This is a genomic window from Streptomyces sp. B5E4 (assembly GCF_039871555.1).
Taxonomy (GTDB): Bacteria; Actinomycetota; Actinomycetes; order Streptomycetales; family Streptomycetaceae; genus Streptomyces.
This window is the reverse complement of sequence record NZ_JBDPMI010000004.1, coordinates 167,622-193,046: the sequence shown is the minus strand read 5'-3', so window position 1 is coordinate 193,046 and position 25,425 is coordinate 167,622. Positions and strand designations below refer to the sequence as shown.

Annotated in this window: 23 protein-coding genes; 7 read left to right on the top strand and 16 right to left on the bottom strand. The window is 72.8% G+C overall.

Annotated elements, in window-relative coordinates:
• Positions 1-84: 84 nt before the first annotated feature.
• The 12 genes from ABGA99_RS07980 to ABGA99_RS07925 form a co-directional block, all read right to left on the bottom strand.
• Positions 85-2,868 (bottom strand): family 20 glycosylhydrolase, encoded by a 2,784-nt coding sequence (locus ABGA99_RS07980; protein ID WP_347582399.1) that lies wholly within the window; start codon positions 2,866-2,868, stop codon positions 85-87.
• Between the two features lie 187 nt (positions 2,869-3,055).
• Entirely contained in the window at positions 3,056-3,196 is a 141-nt protein-coding gene (locus tag ABGA99_RS07975; protein WP_347576604.1) for a hypothetical protein, read from the bottom strand.
• Between the two features lie 385 nt (positions 3,197-3,581).
• Positions 3,582-4,067 (bottom strand): pyridoxamine 5'-phosphate oxidase family protein, encoded by a 486-nt coding sequence (locus tag ABGA99_RS07970; protein ID WP_347576603.1) that lies wholly within the window; start codon positions 4,065-4,067, stop codon positions 3,582-3,584.
• A 113-nt stretch (positions 4,068-4,180) separates the two neighbouring features.
• Positions 4,181-5,572, bottom strand: a complete 1,392-nt coding sequence (locus ABGA99_RS07965) for an MmgE/PrpD family protein (RefSeq protein WP_347576602.1) — start codon at positions 5,570-5,572, stop codon at positions 4,181-4,183.
• Between the two features lie 44 nt (positions 5,573-5,616).
• Positions 5,617-6,903, bottom strand: coding sequence for an aminotransferase class I/II-fold pyridoxal phosphate-dependent enzyme (locus ABGA99_RS07960; protein ID WP_347576601.1), 1,287 nt, complete (start codon positions 6,901-6,903; stop codon positions 5,617-5,619).
• A complete protein-coding gene (locus ABGA99_RS07955; RefSeq protein WP_347576600.1) occupies positions 6,900-7,607 on the bottom strand; it encodes an HAD-IA family hydrolase in 708 nt (235 codons plus the stop codon). The genes ABGA99_RS07960 and ABGA99_RS07955 overlap by 4 nt, the downstream gene beginning before the upstream one ends.
• 68 nt (positions 7,608-7,675) lie before the next feature.
• Positions 7,676-8,233, bottom strand: coding sequence for a CGNR zinc finger domain-containing protein (locus tag ABGA99_RS07950; protein WP_347576599.1), 558 nt, complete (start codon positions 8,231-8,233; stop codon positions 7,676-7,678).
• 62 nt (positions 8,234-8,295) lie between these two features.
• Positions 8,296-8,892 (bottom strand): flavodoxin family protein, encoded by a 597-nt coding sequence (locus tag ABGA99_RS07945; protein WP_347576598.1) that lies wholly within the window; start codon positions 8,890-8,892, stop codon positions 8,296-8,298.
• A 126-nt stretch (positions 8,893-9,018) separates the two neighbouring features.
• Positions 9,019-9,552 carry a GNAT family N-acetyltransferase gene (locus tag ABGA99_RS07940; protein ID WP_347576597.1) on the bottom strand — a complete coding sequence of 178 codons (534 nt, stop codon included), beginning with the start codon at positions 9,550-9,552 and terminating at the stop codon, positions 9,019-9,021.
• Complete coding sequence (locus tag ABGA99_RS07935) at positions 9,549-10,535, bottom strand: DUF3500 domain-containing protein (protein ID WP_347576596.1); 987 nt, start codon at positions 10,533-10,535, stop codon at positions 9,549-9,551. Before ABGA99_RS07935 ends, ABGA99_RS07940 begins: the two co-directional genes overlap by 4 nt.
• An 85-nt stretch (positions 10,536-10,620) precedes the next feature.
• A complete protein-coding gene (locus ABGA99_RS07930; protein WP_347576595.1) occupies positions 10,621-12,552 on the bottom strand; it encodes a ricin-type beta-trefoil lectin domain protein in 1,932 nt (643 codons plus the stop codon).
• 195 nt (positions 12,553-12,747) lie between these two features.
• Entirely contained in the window at positions 12,748-13,287 is a 540-nt protein-coding gene (locus tag ABGA99_RS07925; protein WP_347576594.1) for a hypothetical protein, read from the bottom strand.
• Positions 13,288-13,438: 151 nt separating this feature from the next.
• On the opposite strand from ABGA99_RS07925, the gene ABGA99_RS07920 reads away from it, so the two are divergent.
• The 3 genes from ABGA99_RS07920 to ABGA99_RS07910 all read left to right on the top strand — a co-directional run bounded on the left by ABGA99_RS07920 (position 13,439) and on the right by ABGA99_RS07910 (position 16,719).
• On the top strand, positions 13,439-15,820 hold the full coding sequence (locus ABGA99_RS07920) for an excinuclease ABC subunit UvrA (RefSeq protein ID WP_347576593.1): 2,382 nt from the start codon (positions 13,439-13,441) through the stop codon (positions 15,818-15,820).
• A gap of 97 nt (positions 15,821-15,917) precedes the next feature.
• Positions 15,918-16,292 carry a helix-turn-helix transcriptional regulator gene (locus tag ABGA99_RS07915; RefSeq protein ID WP_347576756.1) on the top strand — a complete coding sequence of 125 codons (375 nt, stop codon included), beginning with the start codon at positions 15,918-15,920 and terminating at the stop codon, positions 16,290-16,292.
• A gap of 10 nt (positions 16,293-16,302) precedes the next feature.
• The gene (locus ABGA99_RS07910) at positions 16,303-16,719 is read left to right on the top strand and encodes a VOC family protein (RefSeq protein ID WP_347576592.1); all 417 of its coding nucleotides are present in this window, start codon (positions 16,303-16,305) and stop codon (positions 16,717-16,719) included.
• A 10-nt stretch (positions 16,720-16,729) separates the two neighbouring features.
• Here ABGA99_RS07910 and ABGA99_RS07905 read toward each other — a convergent pair whose 3' ends face one another.
• From ABGA99_RS07905 to ABGA99_RS07895, 3 genes are all read right to left on the bottom strand, one after another.
• Positions 16,730-17,371: a hypothetical protein gene (locus ABGA99_RS07905; RefSeq protein WP_347576591.1), complete on the bottom strand. Its 642-nt coding sequence runs from the start codon at positions 17,369-17,371 to the stop codon at positions 16,730-16,732.
• A 200-nt stretch (positions 17,372-17,571) separates the two neighbouring features.
• A complete protein-coding gene (locus ABGA99_RS07900) occupies positions 17,572-18,963 on the bottom strand; it encodes a lyase family protein (RefSeq protein ID WP_347576590.1) in 1,392 nt (463 codons plus the stop codon).
• Positions 18,960-20,915, bottom strand: coding sequence for an FAD/NAD(P)-binding protein (locus ABGA99_RS07895; protein WP_347576589.1), 1,956 nt, complete (start codon positions 20,913-20,915; stop codon positions 18,960-18,962). Before ABGA99_RS07895 ends, ABGA99_RS07900 begins: the two co-directional genes overlap by 4 nt.
• 301 nt (positions 20,916-21,216) lie before the next feature.
• Between ABGA99_RS07895 and ABGA99_RS07890 the strand changes: the two genes are divergently transcribed.
• The 4 genes from ABGA99_RS07890 (at position 21,217) to ABGA99_RS07875 (ending at position 24,240) form a co-directional block, all read left to right on the top strand.
• Positions 21,217-21,684, top strand: a complete 468-nt coding sequence (locus ABGA99_RS07890; protein WP_347582398.1) for a hypothetical protein — start codon at positions 21,217-21,219, stop codon at positions 21,682-21,684.
• A 22-nt stretch (positions 21,685-21,706) separates the two neighbouring features.
• The gene (locus ABGA99_RS07885) at positions 21,707-22,717 is read left to right on the top strand and encodes a YbhN family protein (RefSeq protein WP_347576587.1); all 1,011 of its coding nucleotides are present in this window, start codon (positions 21,707-21,709) and stop codon (positions 22,715-22,717) included.
• 474 nt (positions 22,718-23,191) lie between these two features.
• The gene (locus ABGA99_RS07880) at positions 23,192-23,467 is read left to right on the top strand and encodes a hypothetical protein (protein ID WP_347576586.1); all 276 of its coding nucleotides are present in this window, start codon (positions 23,192-23,194) and stop codon (positions 23,465-23,467) included.
• Positions 23,464-24,240, top strand: a complete 777-nt coding sequence (locus ABGA99_RS07875; RefSeq protein ID WP_347582397.1) for a hypothetical protein — start codon at positions 23,464-23,466, stop codon at positions 24,238-24,240. Before ABGA99_RS07880 ends, ABGA99_RS07875 begins: the two co-directional genes overlap by 4 nt.
• A 162-nt stretch (positions 24,241-24,402) precedes the next feature.
• On the opposite strand, the gene ABGA99_RS07870 is transcribed toward ABGA99_RS07875, so the two are convergent.
• Positions 24,403-25,374, bottom strand: coding sequence for a serine/threonine-protein kinase (locus ABGA99_RS07870; protein WP_347576584.1), 972 nt, complete (start codon positions 25,372-25,374; stop codon positions 24,403-24,405).
• Positions 25,375-25,425: the final 51 nt, after the last annotated feature.

Genomic DNA, 25,425 nt, shown 5'->3' with positions numbered 1-25,425 from the left:
GGCGGCGTCCGGCTTTGTCGTGCTCCGATGCCAGGGCTCGAAGCGCCTGGCATCGGAGCACGTGTCACCTCCGGAGGGCCGGAATCACACGGGGCGGCCTCCGATGTTGATTTCCGCTGCGCCGGCGAAGGCGTTTCCCGCCTGGGAGTCGGTGCCCGTCAGGCGTACGTACCGGCCGCCCGTGCCGCTGAACTCCACGTTCTGCGGCGTGAGTGCAGTGGTGAAGGAGCCGGTCGCCACCTGTGACCAGGTGGTGCCGTCGGCGCTCACCTCGATCCGGTAGTCCTTGATCCGGCCGTTGAAGCCGTTCTGCCGCTGCGTGTACTGCAGGCCGGTGACGTCGTACTGCTTGCCCAGGTCCACAGTGATGTGGTGAGGGAAGGCCGAGGTCGTGTTGTACCACTCGGTGTGCCAGATGGTGTCGAGGTTTCCGTCGATCGCGTTGACCGCGGCGCCGTTCTCGCCGATGGTCTCCTCGCTGTCGACGTCATGCACGCCCAGCGTGGACTGGTCGATGAGATCCGGCAGCGGTCGCACCGAGGAGGACACCGAGACGGTTTCGTGCGCCGACCGTTCGCCCTGGACGGCGCTGATCGTCTGCTCACCGTGGACGGTCGCAGCCGGTATGACGCCATGACGGTCGAACCGACCGGCCGTGTCGGCGCGCACGGTGTAGAGCGTCGTGCCGTCGATGCGGATGTCGACGTAGCCGGGCGCGAAGCCGGTCAGCTTCAGCGGGACCCAGGTACCGGCCTTCACCTCGGACGGGACCGAGATCGCAGGAGCGGAGGCGGTGCGCTCCTCGTCGTCCGGGGCGTCGGCCTGCCTGACCCGGACGAACACCTCGTCGCCCGCCGATGTCTTCAGCGTGCACGTTGTGTCCCCGTCGAAGGCCGCCCGCACACCCGCGGTGTAGACGCCGGCGGCGTGCAGGGAATCGCGTGGCCGGCTCTGGCTGAACGTCACCGGCAGCACCCGGTTTCCGCAGATCGCCGTAGCGGTCAAAGGCTCCGTCAGGGCGCTGGCGGAAGCGGGGTCACCGTCGCTCGACACGGTGTCCGGAACGATCTTCGTGCCGTCCTCGGAGACCTTGGTCCCGGGCGCGGCGACCTGACCCAGCTCGACGCGGGTCGTGACGCCCTGCGGCGCGGTCGCGTCCGTACCGGCGACGGTGGCGGCCCACCGGGCACCGGGGCTCTCGTAGAAATCGGCGCCGGCCACGGTGAGGTGCGGGCCGAGCCGGGCGAGACGTTCACCGAAGTCGGCGATGTCCTTCTGGTCCGCGGGGGTCCACCCGGTCTCCAGGATCGCGGCCGCTCGCGGCAGGGTGAGGAAGGCCGCCTGGTCGCTGCCGCGCACCGTCTCCGACCACAGCGCGCCCTCGACTCCCAGCACACCCGACTCGGGGATACCGCCACTGACCGTCGTCGTCGGGTCCCAGTCGTAGTAGCGCTGGAAGTCACAGGTGCCGCTGCAGGCCCACGACAGGCCGATCGGGGTTTCGGCGGTGTACTTCTGGTCCAGGTACGCACCGCCCGCGGCGGAGACCACGGCCTTGCCGCCCTTGGAGATGAAGTCGCGCACCCAGTCGCCGCTGCCGACCCAGTACTGCACGACCGATCCGTCCCAGAACCCCTCCCCCTGGGACAGCCCGGCCTCGGCGTACTCCGACCAGCCCACCGTCTCGGCGCCGGTCGCTTCCTTGATGTCGGGGACGGCGCGGGAGATGAAGTCGACGTAGCGCTCGTGCCCCATGGCATGGGACTCGTCGCCGCCGAGGTGCACGTACGGGCCCCCGGTCATCTCGGCGAGCTGCCGGAAGACATGCTTGACGAAGGTGTACGAGAGATCGTGCTGCTCGTCCAGCGCGGAGTACCCCACGCTGCCGGTCCCGTTCCAGTCCACCACCCCGGTGTCGGGGTCGCGCGCCGGGAGCGAACGGTCCGTGTTCAACTGCGGGATCGCGTGCAGGGCGGCATTGGTGTGACCGGGGACGTCCACCTCGGGGACGACGGTGACGAACCGCTCCTCGGCGTAGGCGACGATGTCACGGTACTGCTCCTGCGTGTAGTAGCCGCTACGGCCGAGCTCCTTGCGGTAGCCCTCACGGTTCATCGCGGTCTTGCCCGACTCCCGGTGCAGATCGCGGTAGTCGATCGGATCACCCGGTGCCCTGCCCTCGTTGGTGATCTCGATCCGCCAGCCCTGGTCGTCGGCGAGGTGCAGGTGCAGCACGTTCATCTTCAGCCGGGACAGGGTGTCGATGTAGTCCTTGACCTCCTCGACCTCCTGGAACGACCGGGCCACGTCGAGCATGACACCGCGGTAGGAGAAGCGCGGTGCGTCCTCGATATGCGTGGCGGGCACGCGCCAGTCGGTGACGACCGGCCGCGGCGAACCGGCCCACGCCGGCAGGAGCTGACGCAGACTCTGCACGCCGTTGAACGCGCCGTGCGCGGTGCGGGCGGTGACGGTGACGCCTTTGCTGTCCACGTCCAGGACGTAAGACTCGGGGGTGGGGGCGGCGCCCTTGACGGTGTACTCGGCCGCTGGGTTCACCGTGATACGGATGCCGGCGCCCTGGTCGCGCACCGGCACCCGGAACCCGGTCGCGCGGCGCAACTGCTCCGCGAGCTGCTCCCCGACGCCGGCGGCCTTGCCGCGGGCGACGATCTGGAGGGAGGAACGAAGAACGAACGGCTCTTCACCGGCATCCTGTTGAACGACCGCAGGGCGAGGGATCAGCGCACTGCCGCCAAGCTGGGTGGACGAGTCCTGCTCGGCACCGGCCGACGGCGCGCCCGCCAGCCCGACCAGGGCTGTCAGAACCGCCGCGACCAGCAGACAGGGCTTAGCGCGCGGGGACAACAACGAACGTCTCTTCGGCTTCCGCAACTGCATGGGATCTCCCCAATTGATTGACAGGCGGGTGCGCGATCATGCTTGTAGAAGTCTTGTTTCTTGCATTTTCGAGCACCCTAGCGAGAGGGGTCGACGTGGTCTAGTCCCTTGACGGCGGCAAAACACGGGAAGGTGGCCGGGACTCCGATCTCGTTCAGCAGCGCGGACAGGTGATCGGGGTGGGCGGGCCGGCCTGTTCTGCGGCGGGGAAGAGCGTGGCGGGACGTCGAGTCGGTGGCCGCAGCAGCACGGTGGCGCCGTCGCGGATGACGTCGTCGAGAGTGCCTCGACGCACCTGATGTCCTGGGGAAGAGTCGAAGGAGGGCGACTGCTTCTTCTGGAGCGTGCTCGGGGACGATCCCGAGCCGTGGCCGGTCACCATCTGCTCCCGCAACAGCCCCTGGTGGCACTACGAGGGCGGAATGGTCCAGTTCCCGGCAGAGCTTTGCGACGGAACCCTGGATCCCCGGGCGCTCCCTCCGGTCAGGCCCGAAGCCACCGGCTGGAAAGTGGAGGACGGAGGCTGGCGAATGGCACGTTGATGCACCGCTCGACAGTATTGCGCCCCGTGCATGCCTCGCGGTCGAAGGCGGACGGGCATCCCTCTCGCCGACATATAGCGGGCAGCCGGGTGCGAAGTCCGCCCGGACCAAGATCCGGAAGAAGCGCCCCGGCCGGCCTCAGATCCGTATCTCGCGGCGGGTGTCGATGCCCGTGCCGTGGACGGGGTCGCGGCCCGGGACGTGGACCTCGAAGCTCGTCGCCCGGGCCCGGTACAGCCGCAGTCCGGCGTCGCCGCTGACGTCCGCCGGGCGGAACCGCGTCGCCCCGGCGGCGACGGGGCCCGCGAACGCCTCCTCGCACGCCGCCGCGAGCTGCGCCGCAGGCACCTCCTGCGCCGTCGCGCCGACGTAGACCGCGCGCCCCGCGCCGATCGCCGCGGTGGAGTCGTAGACGACGAACTCGACGCCGGGCCGCGCGGCGATGTTGGCGGAGTGCCGCGCGTGGGGTGAGGAGACCCAGTAGAAGGTGCGGTAGCCGGCGTGCGTGAAGAACACCGGCGAGACCCGCGGCCGTCCGTCGGGCCCGGCGGTGCCCAGGGTGAGGTAGCGGTTCGCGTCGAGCACGCTGCGCGCCATCCCGGCCAGGTCGTCGGGAAGTGTCACGGCTTTCCCCCTTCACGTACGCGGCCGCCCTCGGCCGTCCGGCGACGGTATCGGACGCGACTGACAACCGCCGCCGGGCCCGCCTGCACCCCGCTCCTGCGCCCGTCCCCCGCTCAGCCCCGCGCCCCCACCGGGTCCGGCTCCAGCAGCGACGTCAGCGCGGTGACGTCCGCGGCCCCGTCCAGCCCGTCCACCGCCGCCTTGATCTCCCGTGCCCGCTCCTCACCCAGCACGTCCGCCGTCAGCGCCGTGAACTTGCGCTCCAGGTCCGCCTCGGACAGCGGGTTCTCGGCCGCGCCCAGCGGGTGTTCGACGTCGCGTACGTACGTCCGGCCCGAGCGCGCGGTCACCTCGGTGACCGACGCCACCGACTGCCGCAGCGCGCCCGCGTGTTCGTCCAGGCCCGCGTCCCCCGTGACCGTGATACGCGCGCTGAGCGCGGCGACGGCGGGGTCGGTCGTCCGGAGGTCGGTCATGATGTCGGCGAAGCCGACGTGACCGCGGTGGGCGGCGACCGCCAGAACGTACTGCATGCAGTGGGAGCGCAGCGGGTTGGCGTCCACCACGTGGTACGACGAGCGGGGGGCGCGGACGGCGATGCGGTCGATGTCGTCCGGGCGCAGGTCGTGGGTGCGCATGATGTCGAGCAGCCCGTCGAGGGCGGCCGGGATGAACACGCAGCAGGAGTTGCGCTTGAAGAACAGCTCGCCGACCGCGAACCGCTCGCCGATCCCGGCGAGCAGCGCCTCCTGGTCCCACTGGCCCGTGAACGCCTGCCCGAAGGGGTACTTGCCGCCGAAGACGTCCGCGGGACCGCGCAGCCCGATCGCCGTGAGCGTGGCGGCCTGCACCCCGGCCTGGGCGGCGAGGCCGATGTTGAGGGGGCGGGACTGCTCCGTGGGGTCGTCCACCCACGACAGCAGCCCGGACGCGCTCGTGCCCGCCAGCCCCAGCGCGGCAGCGAACCGCTCCTCGTCCAGGCCCAGCAGCAGCCCCGCGGCGACCGCGCTGCCGAACGTGCCCGCGACCGTCGTCGGGTGGAAGCCCCGCGCGTACTGGACGGCGGGGCCGAGGGCGTAGCTGACACGGGCGGCGACGTCGATGCCGGCGACCGTGGCGGCCAGCACGTCGGGCCCGGAGGCGCGCTGTCGCTCCGCCACGGCGAGGGCGGCGGGGGCGACGACGGCGATGGCGTGGACGTTGGCGGAGGGGTGGTGGCTCTCGATGTCGCAGTAGTAGGCGAGGGTGCCGTTGGCGAGGGCGGCGGTGGCGGCGTCGGTGCGCAGCGCGGAGCCGAAGAGGCGGGAGGTGCCGGGGCCGGCCTCGGCGGCGGTCTTCTCCAGCAGCCCCATCACCGGGTAGCGGCGGGAGGTGGCGGCCATGAGGGCGCCGAGGCAGTCGTAGAGCGCGTTCTTCGCCTGGCGGACGACGGGGGCGGGGAGGCGGTCGTAGGCGAAGACGTCGAGGTGGTCGATGAGTTGCCGGGTGCGGGTGCGGGAAGACATGGCGGGACCTCCGGAGTGCGGTGGGCGGTAACGAAACGGCGCGGTCAGCGCGCGAGCGCGCGCAGCGCCGTGGTCATCCGGCCGAGGGCCGCGGTCCACACCGCCTCGTCGCGGGCGTAGCAGACGCGGAAGGAGCCGATGCCGCGCGGCCCGAACTGGTAGCCGGGGCTGACCAGGACGCCCGCCTCGCGCACGAGCCGGTCGGCGAGGACGTGGTCCGGCACGCCGAGCGCGGAGGCGTCGACGAAGAGGTACGCGGTTCCCGGCGGCCGGGGGCCGCCGCGGGCCCGTAGCCCGAGGTCCGCGACGTCCGCCAGCCACGCCGCCGTCTGCTCGCGCAGGGCGCGCAGGTCGGCCAGCCGGTCCCGGACGAAGTCCTCGTCGTCGCGCAGCCACCGCGTCAGCAGGTGCTGCGCGTACGCGGGCGCCCGCAGGGACATCGCGGCGATGACGTCCTCCGCGCCGTCCACCACGTCGCCCGGCGCGACGACGACGCCGACGCGGTAGCCCGACAGGGACTCGGTCTTGGACGGTCCCGTGACCGTGGCGCAGCGCCCGCGCATGCCGGGCTCGGCGACGAGGCGGGGGAGCGGGGCGTCGTAGACGAGCCGGGCGTACAGCTCGTCGACGACGGCGAAGGCGTCGTGCTCGCGGACGAGCGCGGCGATCCCGGCGAGGACGCCGGGCGGACAGACGGCGCCGGTCGGGTTGTTGGGGTGCGAGAACAGCACGACGGAGGCGCCGCCGCGCAGCGCCGTGGCCAGCTCGTCCAGGTCGGGTACGAGGCCGTCGTGCGGGCCGTCGTCGGGGCCGCCGGCGGCCTGCCGCCCGATCAGCGGGACGTGGTGGACGTGCGCGCCGAGGAGGCGCAGGATGCGCTCGCCGAACAGGTAGTCGGGGTCGACGAGGGCCACCGTGTCGCCGGGGGAGACGAGCGCGGCGAGGGTGGCGAAGAGCCCGGCCTGCGAGCCGGGGGTGAGGAGGAGTTCGCGGTCCGGGTCGACGGGGGTGCCCAGCCGGCGGCCCAGCTCCTGTGCCACCGGCCGCCGGACGGCCGCGGCGCCGCGGTACGGGGTGTAGGCGTGGGCGCCGTCGGCCGCGGCGGCCGCGAAGGTCCCGGCGGCCCAGGGCGGCGGCGGGAAGCGGACGGTGTCGAAGTGCGTGGTGTCCAGCACGTCGTCGGTCACCCCGGCGGCGACGAAGCGGTCGGCCTCGCGGACGGACAGGCCCAGGCGCTCGGCGCGCTCGGGCAGGTGGAGGCGGCGGACGGCGGCGGCGCGGCCGTAGGCGGGCTTCCGGTTCCTCCGCGGGGCTTCGGGCTCCCCGCTCACCGCGCCGCCTCCGCCAGGCCGAGCAGTTGCGGCAGCCCGCGCAGGTCGGGCAGTTGGGCCGTGGGCGCGGGGGTGGTGGGGCGCAGCTCCTGGCCCTGGCGGTTGATCCACACGGTCGGGATGCCCATGGGCACGGAGCGCGGCAGGTCGACGTACTGCGACTGCGCCACGTGCACGGCCTCGTGCGGCTCCACGCCCGCCCGGCCGAGGACCAGTTCGAAGAGCGCCCGGTGCGGCTTGTACGCGCCGACCGCCTCGCCGGTGAAGACGTACGTGAACGGGTCGCCCAGCTTGCGCACGCTGACGTCGATGATGTCGCGCTGGCTGTTGGAGATCGTGGCCAGCGGTGCGTGCGTGCCCAGCAGTCGCAGGATCTCGGCGCTGTCGGCGAAGGGGTCGGCTTCGGCCATCACGTCGCCGAGGGCGGCCAGTTCCGCGGGGTCGGCGGTGATCCGGGCCTCCGCGTCCAGGGCCTCGGCCATGGTGGTCGCGAGCAGCTCGCGGTAGGGCAGGAAGCGGCCGTGGACGGCGGGCAGGGCGTAGCCGTAGTACCAGCGGCGGTAGAAGGCGGCGACGTCCACGTCCCGCGCCCGGTCGGCGAACAGCGCGCGCAGGTGGGCGCGGAGGGCGCCGTCCCAGTCGATGAGGGTGCCGTAGGTGTCGAAGGTGATGAGCCGGGGGCGGGCCGGCAGGGGAGTGGGCATGGCTCGACCGTAGGACGGCTGCTTGACATTGGTCAAGAGCTAATAACTCATGTACGGATGGAGGGCGGTCAGCCGGCGCTCCGCGTGCGCTTGCGCTCCCTGTAGGCGGTGACGTGCGCGCGGTTGCCGCAGCTTTTCGTGTCGCAGTAGCGGCGCAGCCCCGGGCGGGAGGCGTCGACGAAGACGTTGGCGCAGTCGGCCCCCTCGCAGATCCGCAGCCGCCCCGCGCCGCCGTCGGCGATGGCGGTCAGCAGCGCGACGACGCACGAGGTCGCGACCCGCTCGCCCAGCGGGGCGCGGGGGCGGGCGTAGTGCCAGTGCCAGGCGCCGTCGTGGTCGGTGAGGTGGGGCTGCGCGCGCAGGTCGCGCAGGAGCGCGTTGAGGTCGGCGACGGACTTCTGCACGGGCGTGCCCCCGAAGACGAACCGCAGCCGCGGGCGCAGCTGCCGCAGCCGCTCCAGGTCGGCGGCGGACACGGTGCGGCCGACGTCCCAGTGGTGCCGGGCGAGGAGCGCGGCCGCGTCCTCGCTGTCGCGCAGCCGGTCCCTGCCGGTGATGACGTCCAGGCTGTTGACCAGGTCGACGGCCGTGAGCGCGGCCTGCCCCGTGTAATCACTTACGGCCATGGTGACTTCCGCTCGTACCCATGAGTCAAGGCAAAGATACCAATGGCGGCGGGGCCGGCCCTTCACTCGACGCCCAGCGCCGCCCGCCCCGCGAGGACCACGGCGGTGTGCCGCGCGACCCGCCCGCCGAGGTGCTCGGCGGTGGCGATGTCGGCCTTGTGCACGGCGTCGGTGCCGAGGTCGCCCATGGTGGTCGCGGCGGCGCCGTTGAAGTAGCCGAGGCGGTTGAGGTCGTTCTCGCTCTCGTGGCTGAGGTGCCAGCCGGGGGCGAGGCCGAGGTTGACCCAGTGCATCTGGTGCTGGGCGGCGAGGGTCGCGAAGTACCCGAGGGTGATGTGCTTGTCGCCGGCCTTGCACGACGAGTGCGTGAAGCCCGCGCCGATCTTGTCCTTCCAGGACTGCGTCGACCAGCGCGTGCTGGTCGCCTCGGCGAACACGTGGAACGCGCCGGAGGCCGAGCCCATGAGCGTCGGCGCCCCGAACACGATGGCGTCCGCGGCGTCCAGCGTCTCCCAGTCGCCGTCCTGCATCTCCTCGACGAGCACCATGGTCACCACACCGCCCGCCGCCTCGGCGCCGGCCTTGACGGCCTGCGCCAGCACGTGGGTGTGGCCGCGCCGCGAGTGGTAGGCGATCGCAATGCTGGGTGACGTGTCCATCGATGAGTCCCCCGTTACCGTTCCTTGGCCGACGCTTTAAGGAGACAGGATCGGCTCGGGAGGTTGGCCGAGACTAACCCCCGACTTGCCGCCCACTTGGCGCGGCGACGCCCGGCGCCTGACGGCTCACCGACCGGGGTCCCACACCCCGAGCCACTGCGCGGCCCCGAACTCCTCGAACCGCGCTGCCTCGTCGAACCCCAGCCGCCCGGCCAGCCGCAGCGCGCGGGTGTTGGCGGTCTGGGTGCAGAGCACCACCTGCTTGCCGGGGGCGGCGCCGGCGAACCAGTCGAGCGCCGTCGCGCACGCCTCCGCGGCGTAGCCGTTCCCCCACGCCTTCGGCAGGAACAGAAAGCCGAGACGGACCCTCCCGGCATGCGGGGCGGCGGGCCCCGGGCCGTCCGCGTCGTGCCGGTCGAGCGTGACCATGCCGGTCATCGCGCCGTCGAGGTCGGCCACGAAGAGCCCGGGTCGCCGCCCGGGCACCGCGGGCATCTCGCGCTCCAGTTCGGCGCGCGGGCGCGGGCCGCCGACGTACGCGCCGACCTCCGGCGAGGCGAACAGCTCCACGAACGCCGCCCGGTCCCGCGCCTCGGACGGGCGCAGCACGAGCCGCTCCGTCGTGATCGGGGCCGGGGGCCAGGGGAGGGGCCGGGTCACGGGTGGCCGTTCTCGTAATGGGCGCGGAGGAGGTCCAGGCCCCAGTCGTGGCGGGTGTGGCGCCATACGGAGTGGGCGTGGTTGCCGTCGTCCTGGGTGTTGTCGTACTCGATGAGGAAGTCCGGGGCGCGGACGCAGTAGTAGTGCCGGTCGCCCGGGGCGAGGCCGCCGGCCCAGGCGAAGGAGAGCCGATCCAGGCCCCCGGCCACCGTGTCCGACCAGCATTCGCGCGCGTACGCCTCCGGTGCCCGGGCCAGGTAGCGGCGGACCAGGCGCTCCAGCAGCGCGCGCTGGGCCGGGGTCATGGCCTCGTACGGCAGGCCCGCCGGCAGCAGGTCCGGGTCGGCGAAGGGGTCGGCGCGGGTGAGGATGTCGTCCGGGGGCTCGGCGGCGTAGACCGCCGTGGTGCGGGCGGCGGCGTCCAGGTCCGTGACCAGTTCGCGGGCCAGGTCCTCCTCGGGGCCCAGCAGCCGCCCGGCCCGCGGTCCCGAGGCGACGAGCGCGGGCTCCGAGCCGACGAAGTGCGGGGTGACCCGCAGCCCGGCGGGTGTGATCAGCACGTGTACCGCCAGGTGGTGGCCGTTCATCCGCCAGCCCCATGCGCCGTCGCCGTCCGGGTCGCCGAGCAGCCGCAGCCAGTAGCGGTCGGGCCCCGGGCGGCCGGCCAGTTCGCGGCGGTGGCGCTCCACCTCGATCGCCCCGGCAGCCAGCCGTCCGCCGTGCGCGCTGTGCGCCGCGGCGAGCAGCGCGTCGACGGCCGCGCGCTGGTCGCCGTCCAGTTCCTCGGTCGACAGGCCCGGCCGCGGTCCGGGCACGTACTTCCACTCGCGCAGCTCGGGCGCGTCCAGCCGGGCGGGCCCGGCGCGCAGCTCCCGTACCTGCTCCGGTTCCAGCACCGACAGCAGCGCCCGCACGGCCTCCCGCATCCGCGCCGCGGTCGCCGCCGTGCCGGTCGCCGCCGTTGGTTCGTCGGACCCGCCCACCCGTTCCTCCTGCCCGTCACCGGATCACCGGGGGCGCCGCCCCCGGTGATCCATGGTGCAGTACGCGCGCTGCGCGCGGGCGGGCTCACGCCGTGTTGAGCGTCCACTTCTGGTTCGCGCCGCCCGTACACGACCAGATCTGCGTCTTGGTGCCGTCCGCGGAGGTGTTGCCCGTGACGTCGAGGCACTTGCCGGAGCCCGCGCCGACGACGTCGTGGGTCACGGGATCGTACGTCCACTGCTGCGCCGCGGTGCCGTTGCAGCCGTAGAGCTGCACGACGGTGCCGTTCGCCGTGCCCGCCCCGGCGGCGTCCAGGCACTTGCCGAGCGCACGTACGGTGCCGTCCGCGCCCACGGTCCAGCGCTGTGCGGTACTGCCGTTGCAGCCGTAGATCTGTACGGGGGTGCCGTCCGCGGTGGCGCCCCCGGCGACGTCCAGGCACTTGCCCCCGATGCCGGTCAGCGTGCCCGTACCCGTGCCGGGCACCGAGCCGGAGGGGGTGCCGGACCAGGTGAAGGTGGCGGTGGTGCGGGCGGGCAGGGAGTAGACGAAGGACTGGCCGCCCCAGTCGACGCGCACGGAGCGCGCGGACGTGCCGCCGTTGTGGGCGATCAGGGCCTTGGAGCCGTCGGGGTTGCGCCACGCGACGTTCGGCACCGTGCTGCTCGCCGTCGAGGAGATGCGCCGGGCGCCGGGCTTGACGAACTTGGTGAGGTGGCCGGTGGTGTAGTACTCGACGGTGTTGTCGACCTGACCCGCACGCGGGCCGCCCTCCTGCACCGTGACCAGGCCCGTACAGGTGCCGCAGCCGCCGTTGTGCGGGCCCATGTTCTGGTTGAGCGCGAGGCTCCACTTGACCACGCTGCCGCTCCAGTTGCGGGTGTAGTTGACGATGTCGGCCATGTCCTCGTTGTGCTGGTTGCCGATCCAGGTGCCGCCGGAGTGCTCGGTGCTGAACTGCGGGACGTTCGGGTACTGCTGGTGCACCTGGCTGCCGACCGCCGGGTCGCCGGCGTAGCCGTGCCAGGCGATGCCGCCGAAGAGCGGGTCGTTGCGTACCCCGGCGTCGGCGAGGATGGCCTGCCCGATCTGGCCGTAGTCGCCGTAGTTCCAGTCGTGCACGAGGACCTTGGTGGTGATGCCGGCCGCGCGGAACGCCGGGTAGACGTGGTTCTTGGTGAACTCGATCAGGCCGGAGGAGTTCCAGTTCATGCCGGGGTAGTCCATGGCCGTGGGGTTGCCGGCCTGGCAGCAGTTGGGCTCGTTCTGTACGGAGACGTAGTCGACCTTGACGCCCGCGGCCTGGTAGCTCTGGACGTACTTGACCAGGTACTGGGCGTACATGGGGTAGTACTCCCACTTCAGCCAGCCCATCTGGTCCATCCGCCCGTTGTCCTTCATCCACCCCGGCGCGCTCCACGGCACGCCCTTGACGCGCAGCGCGGGGTTGAGCTGCTTGGCCTGGGCGGTGAGCAGCCGGACGTTCGTGTCGTAGCCGTTGGCGCCGAAGTCGTCCAGGGTGCAGCAGGTGTCGTCGAGCGAGACGTGTCCGGGCCGGGACAGGTCGGAGGCGCCGATCGGGTTGCGGACGAAGGACAGCCCGATGCCGTCGGTCGGCGAGAACAGCCGGCGCATGACGGCGTCGCGGGTCGCGGCGCTGACCGGGCCGCCGCGCAGCAGGTACGCGGTGGTGTCGGTGATCGACGCGCCGCCGCCCTCGAACTGCTGGTACGTCGTGCCCTCGTCGACCCGGACCGTCTGGTCGGCGCCGCCGCCGGCCGGGCCGAAGGCGAGCGGGGACTGCTGCTGCAGGCCACGGGTGACGTTGCGCCCGCCGGCGTCGGAGGTGGTGGTGAGCCACACGTCGACGCGCTCGCCCGCCGCGGCGGCCCGGGGCGTCAGCCCGGGGGCGGCGACGAGGGCGGTGGCCAGCAGCAGGACGGCGGCGAGCAGGGCCGGCAGGCGGTGGCCGGGGGAGTGGGGTGCGCGCGGGTGGAGCCTGGGTGACGGGATCATGGTGTGCCCTCTCGTGGAGGAGTGCCCGTGCCTTCGGAAACTGAAGGGGTTTGCGGCTCGACAGGCTTATTTCACGGCGTGATTAAACTGTTATGCCATGCTCGCGTCAAGAGGTCGGAATGTGTCCGTCCAGAAGTCGACGCCGGTACGCGCCTCCCGCCCCGCCCCCGCCGTGACCGCGCTACGGCGCCGGGCTCACCGCGCGTCGGCCCACCCCGCGGCGTCCACGACCTCCCCGGCGATCTCCGCCACCTCCCGCCCGTCCGTCCCCACCCGCACGGTGTCCGCCGCCGCCTGCGCCGCCAGCAGCCGGGCCGTGAACGCGCTGCGCCGCACCTGGTGCGCCAGCTCCGAGCCCCGCTCGCGGCCGGACAGCCGGGCGCGGGCGGTGGCCTCGGAGGCGGTGAGCAGGACGCGTACGAAGCGCGTGTCCTCGCCCAGGGCACGGGCGTACAGGCCGCTCTCGCCCGCCAGGACGCACGCGGTGTTGGTGTAGATCAGCCGCCGGCAGCCGAGCGCGGCGTAGGTGCCCCAGACCGCCGCGAGGTTGCGCTCGGTGAGCAGCGCGCGGTCCGGATCGCCGGGCGGCGCGGGATGGAGGTGGTCGAGGGCGTCGCCCTCGATCAGCGCGTGCCCGACGTCCGCGGCGCGCAGGAGGGCCGAGACCTCGTAGCCGACGGAGGACTTCCCCACCCCGGACCGGCCGCCGATGAGCAGCACTTCGGTGATCGTCACCCCGCGGAGCCTGTCACCGGGCGCGCCGGCTGTCACCCGGGTTCCCGGGCCGGCCCCGACCGCTCCGGCCCCTTTGTCAGAGGCAGGTTCTAGGGTGGCGGAGACCGCCGGCCGACGGGGCCGCGCGACCGCCCGACGCACGGAGACACGCATGGCCACCAGGAAGGACACGCCGGCGCCCGCGCAGCACGCCGCCGACAGCCACGACCTGATCCGTGTGCACGGAGCGCGCGAGAACAATCTGCGGAACGTCGACGTCGAGATCCCCAAGCGGCGGCTGACGGTCTTCACCGGCGTCTCCGGCTCGGGCAAGAGCTCCCTGGTCTTCGACACGATCGCCGCCGAGTCGCAACGGATGATCAACGAGACGTACAGCACCTTCGTGCAGGGCTTCATGCCCACCCTCGCCCGGCCGGACGTGGACGTCCTCGAAGGGCTGACCACCGCGATCATCGTCGACCAGGAGCGCATGGGCGCCAACGCCCGCTCCACCGTCGGCACCGCCACCGATGCCAACGCGCTGCTGCGCATCCTCTTCAGCCGCCTCGGCGAGCCGCACGTCGGCCCGCCCAACGCCTTCTCCTTCAACGTCGCCTCCGCCCAGGGCACCGGCGCCGTCACCGTCGACCGCGGCGCCGGCGAGACGGTCAAGGTGGCCTTCACCAGCACCGGAGGGATGTGCCCGCGCTGCGAGGGCATGGGCAGCATCTCCGACATCGACCTGGGCGAGCTCTACGACGAGACGAAGTCGCTCGCCGAGGGCGCGATCACCATCCCCGGCTACAAGGCCGGCGGCTGGATGGTGCGCCTCTACGCGGACTCCGGCTTCCTCGACCCGGACAAGCCGATCGGCAAGTACACCGACGAGGAGCTGCACGACTTCCTGCACCACGAGCAGACCAAGCTCAAGATCAGCGGCATGAACGTGACCTACGAGGGTCTGGTTCCCCGGGTGCAGAAGTCCTTCCTGTCCAAGGACCGCGAGTCGATGCAGCCGCACATCCGGGCCTTCGTGGACCGGATCGCCACCTTCGCCGCCTGCCCCGAGTGCGGCGGCACCCGGCTCAGCCAGGCCGCCCGCTCCTCCAAGGTCGCCGGCATCAGCATCGCCGACGCCTGCGCCATGCAGATCAACGACCTGGCCGAGTGGGCGCGCGCCCTGGACGAGCCCTCCGTGGCGCCGCTGCTGAAGACGCTGCGGGAAGCCCTCGACTCGTTCGTGGAGATCGGCCTCGGCTACCTGTCGCTCGACCGCCCCTCGGGGACCCTGTCCGGCGGCGAGGCGCAGCGCACCAAGATGATCCGCCACCTCGGCTCCTCGCTCACCGACACCACCTACGTCTTCGACGAGCCCACCACCGGCCTGCACCCGCACGACATCCGGCGGATGAACGACCTGCTGCTGCGGCTGCGCGACAAGGGCAACACGGTGATGGTCGTCGAGCACAAGTCGGAGGTCATCTCGATCGCCGACCACATCGTGGACCTCGGCCCCGGCGCCGGCACCGCCGGCGGCACGGTCTGCTTCGAGGGCACGGTGGACGGGCTGCGCGCCGCCGGCACGGTCACCGGCCGCCACCTCGACGACCGCGCCGGGCTCAAGGACACCGTGCGCAAGGCCACCGGCGCGCTGGAGATCCGCGGCGCCCGCACGCACAACCTCCAGGATGTCGACGTCGACATCCCCCTCGGCGTCCTCTGCGTGGTCACCGGCGTCGCCGGCTCCGGCAAGAGCTCGCTGGTGCACTCCTCGCTCCCCGCCGGCGCGGGTGTGGTCTCCGTCGACCAGGGCGCCATCCGCGGCTCCCGGCGCAGCAACCCGGCGACGTACACCGGGCTGCTCGACCCCATCCGCAAGGCGTTCGCGACCGCCAACGGCGTGAAGCCGGCGCTCTTCAGCGCCAATTCCGAGGGCGCCTGCCCCGCCTGCAAGGGCGCCGGCGTCATCTACACCGACCTCGGCATCATGGCCGGCGTCTCCACCACCTGCGAGGAGTGCGACGGCAAGAGGTTCCAGGCGTCCGTCCTCGACTACCGCTTCGGCGGGCGCGACATCAGCGAGGTGCTGGCCATGCCCGTCGCGGAGGCCGAGGAGTTCTTCGCCGGGGGCGGGGCCCGGACGCCCGCGGCGCACAGGATACTGCGGCGGCTGACCGACGTCGGCCTCGGCTACGTCAGCATCGGTCAGCCGCTGACCACCTTGTCCGGCGGCGAGCGGCAGCGGCTCAAGCTGGCCACGCACATGGGCGACAAGGGCGGGATCTACGTCCTGGACGAGCCGACGACCGGCCTGCACCTGGCGGACGTGGAGCAGTTGCTCGGGCTGCTCGACCGGCTGGTCGACGCCGGCAAATCGGTCATCGTCATCGAGCACCACCAAGCCGTCATGGCGCACGCCGACTGGATCGTCGACCTCGGCCCCGGCGCGGGCCACGACGGCGGCCGGGTCGTCTTCGAGGGCACGCCCGCCGACCTGGTCGCCGACCGGTCGACGCTCACCGGCGAACACCTCGCGGAGTACGTCGGGGCGTAGCGCCGCGGGTGCGCGAAGCCGCCGTCCCGGGGTGCTGTGGCATGGTGAGGGAGTGAGGCTGGATGACCTCGTCCGGCTGCGCCGGGCCCGGGACACGATGGACCGCGACTACGCGCGCCCGCTGGACGTGGCGGAGCTGGCGCGGGTCGCGCTCATGTCGCCGGGTCACTTCTCCCGCAGCTTCCGCGCCGCCTACGGAGAGACGCCGTACAGCTACCTGATGACGCGCCGGATCGAGCGCGCCAAGGCGCTGCTGCGGCGCGGCGACCTCACGGTGACCGAGGTGTGCTTCGCGGTCGGCTGCTCCTCGCTGGGGTCGTTCAGCTCGCGGTTTACCGAGCTGGTCGGCGAGAGCCCGAGCGCCTACCGGGCCCGGACCCACGACGACGGCGCCGCCATCCCGCCGTGCCTCGCCAAGATCCGCACCCGGCCGGTGCGGAGGCGAAGCGCGGAGAACCCCCTCCTCGGGTAGCGTGAGCAGCATGGGAATCGCGCTCTCGCAATGCTTCATCGCCGTCGATGACCATGACGAAGCCCTGGCGTTCTACCGCGACGTCCTCGGTCTGGAAGTCCGCAACGACGTCGAGTTCGAGGGCGCGCGCTGGGTGACCGTGGGGTCGCCGGACCAGCCCGACGTGAACATCGTCCTCGAACCGCCCGCGGCCGGCCCGCACGCCTCGCCCGCGGACCGCGAGGCCATGGCGCAGTTGCTGGCCAAGGGCCTGCTGTACGGCGTCATCTTCGCCACCGACGACTGCGACGCGACGTTCGAGCGCATCGCCGCCTCCGGCGCGGAGGTGCTTCAGGAGCCGGTCGACCAGCCCTACGGGGTACGGGACTGCGCGTTCCGCGACCCGGCGGGCAACCTGCTGCGGTTCAGCCAGCCGCTCCGCTCCTGACGGTGCCCCGCTAGCGCGCGCCCTCCAGCCGGGCCGAGCGGGCCGTGGCGGCCTCCGCGACCCGGCGGCTCTCCCGCGCGGTGCGCTCGGCGTCCGCCACCCGCTCGCGGGCCTTCTCCACCTGCCAGTGCGCCGCGTCCCGCGCCGCGCTCGCCGCCTCCATCTCCCGCTCCAGGACGGCGATGTACTCCTGCGCCTGGCGCAGCCCGGCCTCGGCCCTGGCCTTCTGCTGCTCGGCCTGCCGCAGCTCGCCGTCGAGCCGGACGGCCTGCCACTGCGCCTCCTCGGCCTCCTGGCGCGCGCTGAGCATCTCCAGGAAGCCGGCCAGGTTCCGCACCGCGCCGGCCATCTGCTGGAGCATGAACGCGGCGGCGGCCACGTCGTGCACCTCGAAGTTGTTGGAGCTGCCGGCCTCGTCCGACACCCGCAGGAACGGCCGCCCGGGGCGGCCGTCGGTCAACGAGTACGCGCACAGGTCCACGTCGAACCCCACTGTCTGGCGCGGGTCACCCCGCCCCTGGATCATCGCCCCGGCATTCCAGCCCAGGTGCAGCACCCGGGTCAGGTCGTCACCGAGAGCCCCGAAATGGTCTTCCGGCGAGCCGGCCATGTTGCACCACGGCGGACAGACGAACTGGAGGCACTCATCCATGACGGTCACCCTCTTCGTATCGTCACGAGCCGCCCCGGACTGGAGTGTTGTCGCCCGCAGGGGGTAAGGGGGGCGGGAGTGGCGATGACGAAGGGCGTCGAACTCGCCGCGTACGCACGGGTGATGGCGGTGCCAGCGGCCCGGGGCGCACCTGCATGCGCATGCGTACGCAGCGCCAACCCCCTTGTTGCACAAGGGAGTTATGAGTCCGCGAGTGCCCGGTCCACCAGCGCGCCGGCCGCGCCGGTGTACGAAGCGGGATCCAGGAGCGCCGCCAGGGCCGGTTCGTCGAAGTGTTCGGCGATCGCGGGCACTGCCGCGAGGATCCCCGGCAGGGCCCGTCCCGTACGCTCCGACTCGGCCGCGGCGTCGGTGAGCAACTGCTTCGCCCGCGCCTTGCCGAGCAGCGGGGCGAGCACCGCCGCGACGCGCTCGGAGGTGACCAGGTTCTCCGTCAGCCGCATGTTGGCCCGCATGCGCTCGGGCCTGACCTGAAGGCCCTCGGCCAGTTCGACGGCGGTGTGCGCCGCGCCGCCCGCCAGCCGCAGGCACTCGCGCAGCAGATGCCACTCGGCGTGCCAGGCGCCTGCGGAGCGCTCGTCCTCGGTGACCATGCACTGGGTCACCGCGGCGGCCAGCGCCGGCACCTGGAGGGAGGCGCTGCGGATCAGGGTGGCGAGGACCGGGTTCCGCTTGTGCGGCATCGCGGAGGAGCCGCCGCGGCCGGCCACCGCGGGCTCGGCCACCTCGGCGACCTCGGTCCTGCCGAGGGACTGCACGTCGACGGCGATCTTGCCGAGCGCCCCGGCGACGACCGCGGTGACGGCGGCGACGTCGGCGATCGGGGTACGCAGCACGTGCCAGGGCAGGGTGGCGGGCGCGAGCCCGGTCTCGTCGGCGAACGCGGCGGTCAGCCGCTCCACGTACGCGCCGGAGTCCTCCGTGCCGGCGCCGTCGAGCGCCGCGTACTCCAGGTATCCGGCCAGCGTTCCGGCCGCCCCGCCGAGCGCCACGGGCAGCCCGCCGTCCCGTACCCGCTCCACCCGCGCGGCCGCGTCCAGCACCAGCGCCCGCCAGCCGGCGGCCTTCAGCCCGAACGTCGTCGGCACCGCGTGCAGCGTCAGGGTCCGCCCGGCCATCAGCGTGTCGCGGTGCTCCGCCGCCAGCCCTTCCAGGGCGCGCGCGGTGCGCAGCAGGTCGGCGTGGACGAGGCGCAGCGCCCGGTCGCACACCAGCATCGCGCCGGTGTCGAAGACGTCCTGGCTGGTCGAGCCCCGGTGCACGTACTCGGCGGCCGCGGGATCGCGTTCGGCCACGACCCCGCTGAGCGCCTTGACCAGCCCGACGACCGGGTTGGCCGTCTCGCGCGCCGCGCAGGCGAGCGCGCGCAGGTCGAGCAGGTCGGCGCGGGCCGCGGCGGTGATCGCGGCGGCGGCGGGCGCGGGCATGGTGCCCGTACGGGCCTGGGCGCGGGCCAGCGCCGCTTCGGCGTCCAGCATCGCCTGCAGCCACGCGCGGTCCGACACGGCGGCTTCGACGGGGGTGCCGGCCCGTACGGGGGACAGGAGGCCGGCGTCGAGGTCGGTGGTCACGAAGGCTCCTCGGTGGCGTGCGGGCGCGGGCCGTCCGCGGGGGTGAGGGCGAGGACGGCGCGGGCGATGGCGTCGGAGTCGCCGAGTGTCACGGAGTTCACCCCGGGTCGTATGCCCGCGGCGGTCACCCAGTGCACGGCCTCGGTCGGTACGCCGTAGGCGAAGCGGCGGGGGTGGAGCAGGCCGGCGGCGTCGAGCAGGCGGTACGGGCGCTCGCCGACGGCCAGTCCGCCGGTCACCACGTCGGCGCCGGAGTCGCTGGAGATGCGGTACGGGCGGCACTGGCCGGTGGCGAGGAGGTGGGTGAGCAGCGGGTCGGCGGTGCGACGGATGTCGGGCTCCGGCAGCCGGGCCTCGATCAGCGCCGCGGCCCGCACCGGCGGGCCCTGGACCCGGCTCGACTCGGCGACGAACGCCGGTTCCCCGCCCGTACGGTCGATGCGTACGCGCAGCTCCGGGCCCATGAACTCCAGGATGCCCGCGTTGGCCAGCGCGATGGTCTCCTCGATCCGGGAGGCGGGCGGGCCGATGGACAGGTAGGCGTTCAGCGGCGTGTACCAGTTCTGCAGGTCGTCGCGGTACGAGATGCCCTCCAGGCCGCCGTGGTCGACCACGAGGCGGATCTCGTTGCGCAAGTCGCGCAGCACGTCGAGCGCCGCCTTGAGCGGCCCGCTGACGTTGCCCTCGCGGGCTTCGCGGACGTCGTCGGCGAGGTGCCCGAGCAGCCAGTCGCGGAAGTCGGCCCGGCTGGCGAACTCGCGTGTCGCGTACGGGCGGTCGATCCGCTCCCAGTCCCAGCGGTCCGCGGCGGGGATCCCGTGCTCGTCGAGCAGCGCGGCCTCCACCTCGGCGGTGGGCGCGGCGAGATACCGCGCGACGAACGCCTCCCGCTCCGCGCCCCGGCCCTGTGCCGCGAGGAGGGCGCCGTAGTAGACGCTCGCGACCTCCTTGGCGATCAGCGGCCACAGGTCGACGGCGAAGTACACGCGCCGGCCCGCGGCGCCGCGCTCGCGCAGCCGGGCGATGACCTCGGGGGTGAGCAGCCGGGGCTCGTAACGGCCGTGCGCGCCCTTCTCGTTGTGGCCGCGGGCGTGGTACGGAACGCCGCGCCGGGAGCCTGCGAACAGCCGGGGCTCGCGGCCCGACGGCCGGTACACGAGCCGGTCGCCGCTGCGCTCGAACCGGCCGCCGCGGCCGGTGGTGAGCAGGGCGAGGTGGTCGAAGAAGTTCAGCCCGAGCCCGCGCAGCACCACGGTCTGCCCCGGCAGGATCCCGGACAGGTCGGCGTCGGCGGGGTTCACGGGCGTGACGAGCACGAGCCCGCACTCGGCCGCCTCCCGCGCCAGTTCCTTCTCGCGCTCGGTGGCGCGCGCGGGCAGGTGCCCCTGCGCGAGGACGACGGCGTCGAGGTGGCGTAAGCGGGTGCCGTCGGCGAGGGCGAGGCACTGGCCGGCCCCGTTCTCCTCCTCGTCCAGCGCGACCGCCGTGGTCCGGTGGACGTGCACGCTCACATGCTCCGGAGCGCCGGCCACCACCCGGCGGAAGGTGTCGCCCAGGTAGTGCCCGTAGAACGCCCGCGTCGGATAGTCGTCCGGCCCCAACTGCCGCGCCTCGGCCAGCGCCCCGCCCGGCAGCGGCGGGCCGGTCCCGTCGCCCCGTACGACGGACTGCGCCCACTCGTACAGGCTGGGTCCGGCCTCGATCGGCCCCTCCATCTCCACGCTCTCGTCGGTGTAGACGGTGACCTGGGATGCGACGGTGTTCATCAGCAGCAGATCCGGCTGGTCGGTCCGCCACACCCGCCCCGCCCCCGGCGGGTGCGGGTCGACGACGTGGATGCGCAGCTCCTCGTGGGCCGGGGACTTGCGCTCGTTGGCGCAGATCCGCTCCAGGACCGACAGGCCGCGCGGCCCGGCCCCGACGACGCAGACGTTCAACTGCCCGTTGGACATGGACACCTACTCCTCGGAGGAGACGTACAGGACCCTTGGGCAGGAGAATCCCACAATGCCCGACCTCACATCGATGACAAGTTCCTGTGAGATGAATGCTGCCCGCTCCAGGAACAGGGCGCTGACGTGCGGATTGCCGCTCGGGCGGAGGCCGTGATGCGGTGGGAAGGCGGGGGCGGCCGTCGGCCGGGGAGGTGGCGCGGGTGGAGAACGTCCTGCCGGGGGGTGGTGGGGGCGGTCATCGGGCTGGCGGGTGTGTACTGCTCGGCACCTGGTCGACCGGGCGCAGCGAGGACCGGCGGTGGCTGCGGGACCGGAAGTCGAAGAACGCGGCCGACATGCGGCCGGGCTGCACCTGTGCGAGGCGCAGCTCGACGGCAGCGACCGGCGCCGGCTGAGCACCGCGGACCGGGTGGCGTGGCAGGACCGGCTGCAGACGGGCAGGTCGCACATCCACCTGCTGCGCGGTGCGGAGACGTGCGCGGCGGCGGACCGCTTCTCGGGTCTGGTGTGGCGGAACGAGGGCACGCGGAACGTGTCGGAGAAGGCGGACGTGGTGCAGGCACTGCGTGCGTTCAACGGCCATCTGCGGCGGGAGATCCGGTCGGACGGGCGGGCGGCGCGGGCACCGGTGCGCCGCCGGGCGCTGACGCGGACCGTGCCCCGGCCGGACCGCACCCCCCCCGCGCCGGCCGGCAGACCCGCCCCGCCACGTCGGGCCCCGGCCCGCGGTCGTCACGCGGTAGCGTCGGCCGTGTGCTCTACGTGACCACCGCCGCGGCGTACCGGTCGTGAACCCGGGCAGTACGGGCGCGCGTACCCGGTGGACGCGCATCGGCCGGCTGTGGTGGCTGCTGGCGGCCGTGCTGATCACGGTGGGGCTGCTGCTCGCGGTCTCGCAGCGCGGCGAACTGCGCCGCGCGCTCGAACTGCTCACCCACGTCAGCCCGGCCAAGGCGCTGGTCGCGCTGGCGTGCCAGGCGGGCTCCCTGGCGTGCCTGGCCGGGTTGCAGCAGTGGCTGCTGGCGGTCGGCGGGGTGCGGGTGCCGCTGCCCGCGATGGGCCGGATGGTGCTGGCGGCGAACGCGATGGCCGGTGCGCTGCCGGGCGGCGCGGCCTTCGGCGCGGCCTGGCTCTACCGCGAGTACCGACGCCGGGGAGCCGACCGGGCGCTGACGGCGGGGGTGCTGGCGGCCTCCGGAGTGCTGTCCGCGCTGGCCCTGGTCGTCGTGATCGTGCTGGGCGTGCTCATGGCCGGTACCCGGGGTCCCGGCACGGCCCTGCTGTGGACGCTCGCCCTCCTGGCGCTGCTGGCCGTGGCGGGCCTGATCGTGCTGCGCTCGCCGGCCGTACGCAAGGCGCTCGGCCGCCGCTGGGAGCGGACGGCGGCCCGGCACGAAAGCCTCGGCTCGGCCGGCCGGGCGACGCGGGAACTGGTCGCGCACGCCCGCACCGTCCGGCCGGGCCTGCGGCCCTGGCTGACACCGGCCGCGCTGGCCCTGCTCAACTGGCTGCTCGACGCGGCCTGTCTGCTGGCCAGCCTGTGGGCGCTGGGCCTCCCGGTGCCCTGGAGCGGGCTGCTGCTCGCCTTCGCGCTGGTGCAGATCCCGGTCAGCGCCCGCATCACCCCGGGCGGGCTGGGCATCGCGGAGGCCAGCCTGACAGGGCTGCTGGTCGTCTACGGCCTGCAGTCCGGCCAGGCGTTCGCCGCCACGCTGCTCTACCGGATCTTCAGTTACTGGCTGCTCGAACCGATCGGATGGGGGTGCTGGCTCGCCACCGCGCTGGAGCGCAGGCGGTGAGCGGACCCGGTCGTGCGGCCCGCGTGGGGGCCAGGGTCATCCGCCGCCCAGGCGGACGGCCTCGGTCGGCAGGAGCAGAGCCGCCGAGCAGCACGCGGCAGCGCAGCAGGGGGAGCGGCCGAGAAGCCGCGCCCAGGGGTTCGGACGATACGGAGCGGCATAGGGCTTCAGGGCTGGAAGCCTGGTCGGTAGGGGCGTGGGTCTGGACGTGCTGGGGCGAGCCTGCTGTGGGTCACGAATTCGGGCGTGTCGCGGAGAGGGCTTTCTGGCCGCTGAGGTCGGCGTGCTGTCGGGTGCGACGGACCATGGCGTCCGAGAAGACGGGCAGCCGTGTGGGAACGACGCGCTCGTCTGGGCACGGTCGTCTCGACGGCCACAGCCAAGCCTTTCTCAGGCCCGGGAGCCTCACGTCGCAGCGCCACCGGATTTGAGGTCGTGAGGTACTTGGGTACTCTGGAACCGGAGGTGGTGGTCATGACGACAGCGGCGCACCCGTCCAGGCAGTCACCGCTGAAGGTGGACCCGGACACGGACAAGCTGATCAGTCAGGGGGCCCATTTCCTGGGTCTGACGAAGAAGGATCTGGTCGCCGAGGCGGTGCGGGCCTACCTGGAGCAGCGGCGTGAGGACCTACGCCTGGGCATGGTCGAGGCGATCAGTGTGCTGGACGGGTCGCTGAAGGCCGACGTGATGATGCTGACCGGGCTGAGCGCCGATGACATTGACGCGGTCGGCGGGATCGAGGAGTGAGCGAAGACGCCGCGATGCGGCCCGCCCGCCCCACTCTGCGCTGCCTTCGTGAGGACTTGGAGTTGCCGATCCCTGCGGTCACGGTCCCGCTCGACGAGGTCGAGCACCCGATCTTGGCCAAGACCGCCGAGCAGTTCGCGACGGCGGACGTCAAGCACGAGCGGATCCGTGCGGTGGACGACCAGGTGCTGTTCAAGGTGAAGGTGCAGCGGTGGCGTGGTGCTGTCTGGGTGGACGCCGACCTGCCCTGGCTGGTGGCGGCCGGACGCCGTGAGGACGGCTCCGGCGACGACTTCTATGCCGCTCTCGAAGCCGACGCCAAGGCGGCTCGGGTGCGGTACAACGCCGCGCACACCGATGCACTGAAGACCGACACCTACACCGGGCACTTGCTCCCTGACCGCGAGGACCACGTAAGGTATCGGGCGGAATCCGGCGTTCGCTTCGTCCGTCGGCTGCGCACCACCCTGCTGGAACTCGCCCGCGCCAGCCTGCGCGACGGCCGGGAGCACACGGTCGACTTCGACACCTTCACCCTCGGTCTCCAGGTCCGCGCGGACGAGGGCCATGAGACTTACCTCGCAGTGCGGATCACCGGCTCGGTTCCGCCGAACCTGGCCACCGTCATCCTGCGCAACGTCCCCGGCTGCCAAGCCGACGGCTGGTACCCGGAGTACGCCCTGCCCGAACGCGACCTGCTCCCCGCCGAACAGGCATGGTCCAACCTCATGGACCCCCGCGAAGCCGCCCGCATCCTCGATACCGGCGCTTGAACCACGTCTGCGCCTCACCAGCTTGGACGGGCCGCTGTGGCCGCCCGCCGGCCACGGGACTCCGTGGCGGTGCCGCCGAAGTTCAGGGCCGCCGGATACTCCACGCCTTTCGTCCCACGAAGGAGGAGCGCCCTCGCGCGGCAGGTGCGGGGTTGGTGCATGTCAGCCTGGCTGGCGTGGCTGTGGCGTCCTTGCCCAGGAGCGGACCGGGCGCGCTTCCGGCCCCATCGGGTGGCGGAAAGGGCGTAGTGGATCGACCTCGGCCCAGGGGGTGAGCGCGGCCTCCGGGTCGCCACGTTCGGGGAGCCAGGGGGCCAGCCGTCGCCAGACCTCGCCGGCGTGCGACGGACGATCGTCCGGCGCCTTGGCCAGAAGTTCGAGTACGAGGGCTTCCACGTCCTCAGGGATGTCGGAGCGCAGGTCGCGCAGGGGGATCGGTGGGTGGTCGAGGATCAGGCCGGGGAGCATGAGTTCCGAGCGGTGCTCGAAGACGGGTTCGCCGGTGAGCATCTTGTGGAGCAGGCAGCCGAGCGCGTACAGGTCAGTGCGGTGGTCGACCGGTTTGCCCAGGATCTGTTCGGGTGCCATGCACTCCAGGCTGCCCGGCCGCTCGCCCGTGGTGGTGAGCTTGGAGGTGCCGGGTTCGAGGAAGGCGGCGACGCCGAAATCGAGGACCTTGACCACGCCGTCGGTGCGGATGATGACGTTGCGGCCTTTGAGGTCGCGATGGACCACGTCGCGGGCGTGCACGGAGCCGAGGACAGAGGCGATCTGCACCCCGACCGAAGCGGCTTCCTCGGTGCTCAGGTATTCCAGTTCGGCGATCCGGTCTTCAAGGTCGATGCCGGTTACGTACTGCATGACCAGGAACCGTGTGCCGCGTTCCTCGCCGAGGTCGTAGACGGTGGCGATGCCGGTGTGGTCGAGGCGTGCGGCGGCGCGGGCCTCGCGCCGGAAGCGTTCGGCGTCCCGTGTGCGCTGGTCCTGCGTCAAGCCAGGGGGCTCGTTCATGGTCTTGAGCGCGACATCGCGGCCGAGGTGTTCGTCGTGGGCAAGCCAGACGACACCCATTCCGCCGGAACCGATCTCCCGCTTGATCCGGTAGCGCTTCGCGATCACAGGTCCGATGTCCATGTGCGGGGCTACTCCGTCCGCGTCCGTCTTGGCAGCCCGACGCGTCCGCGA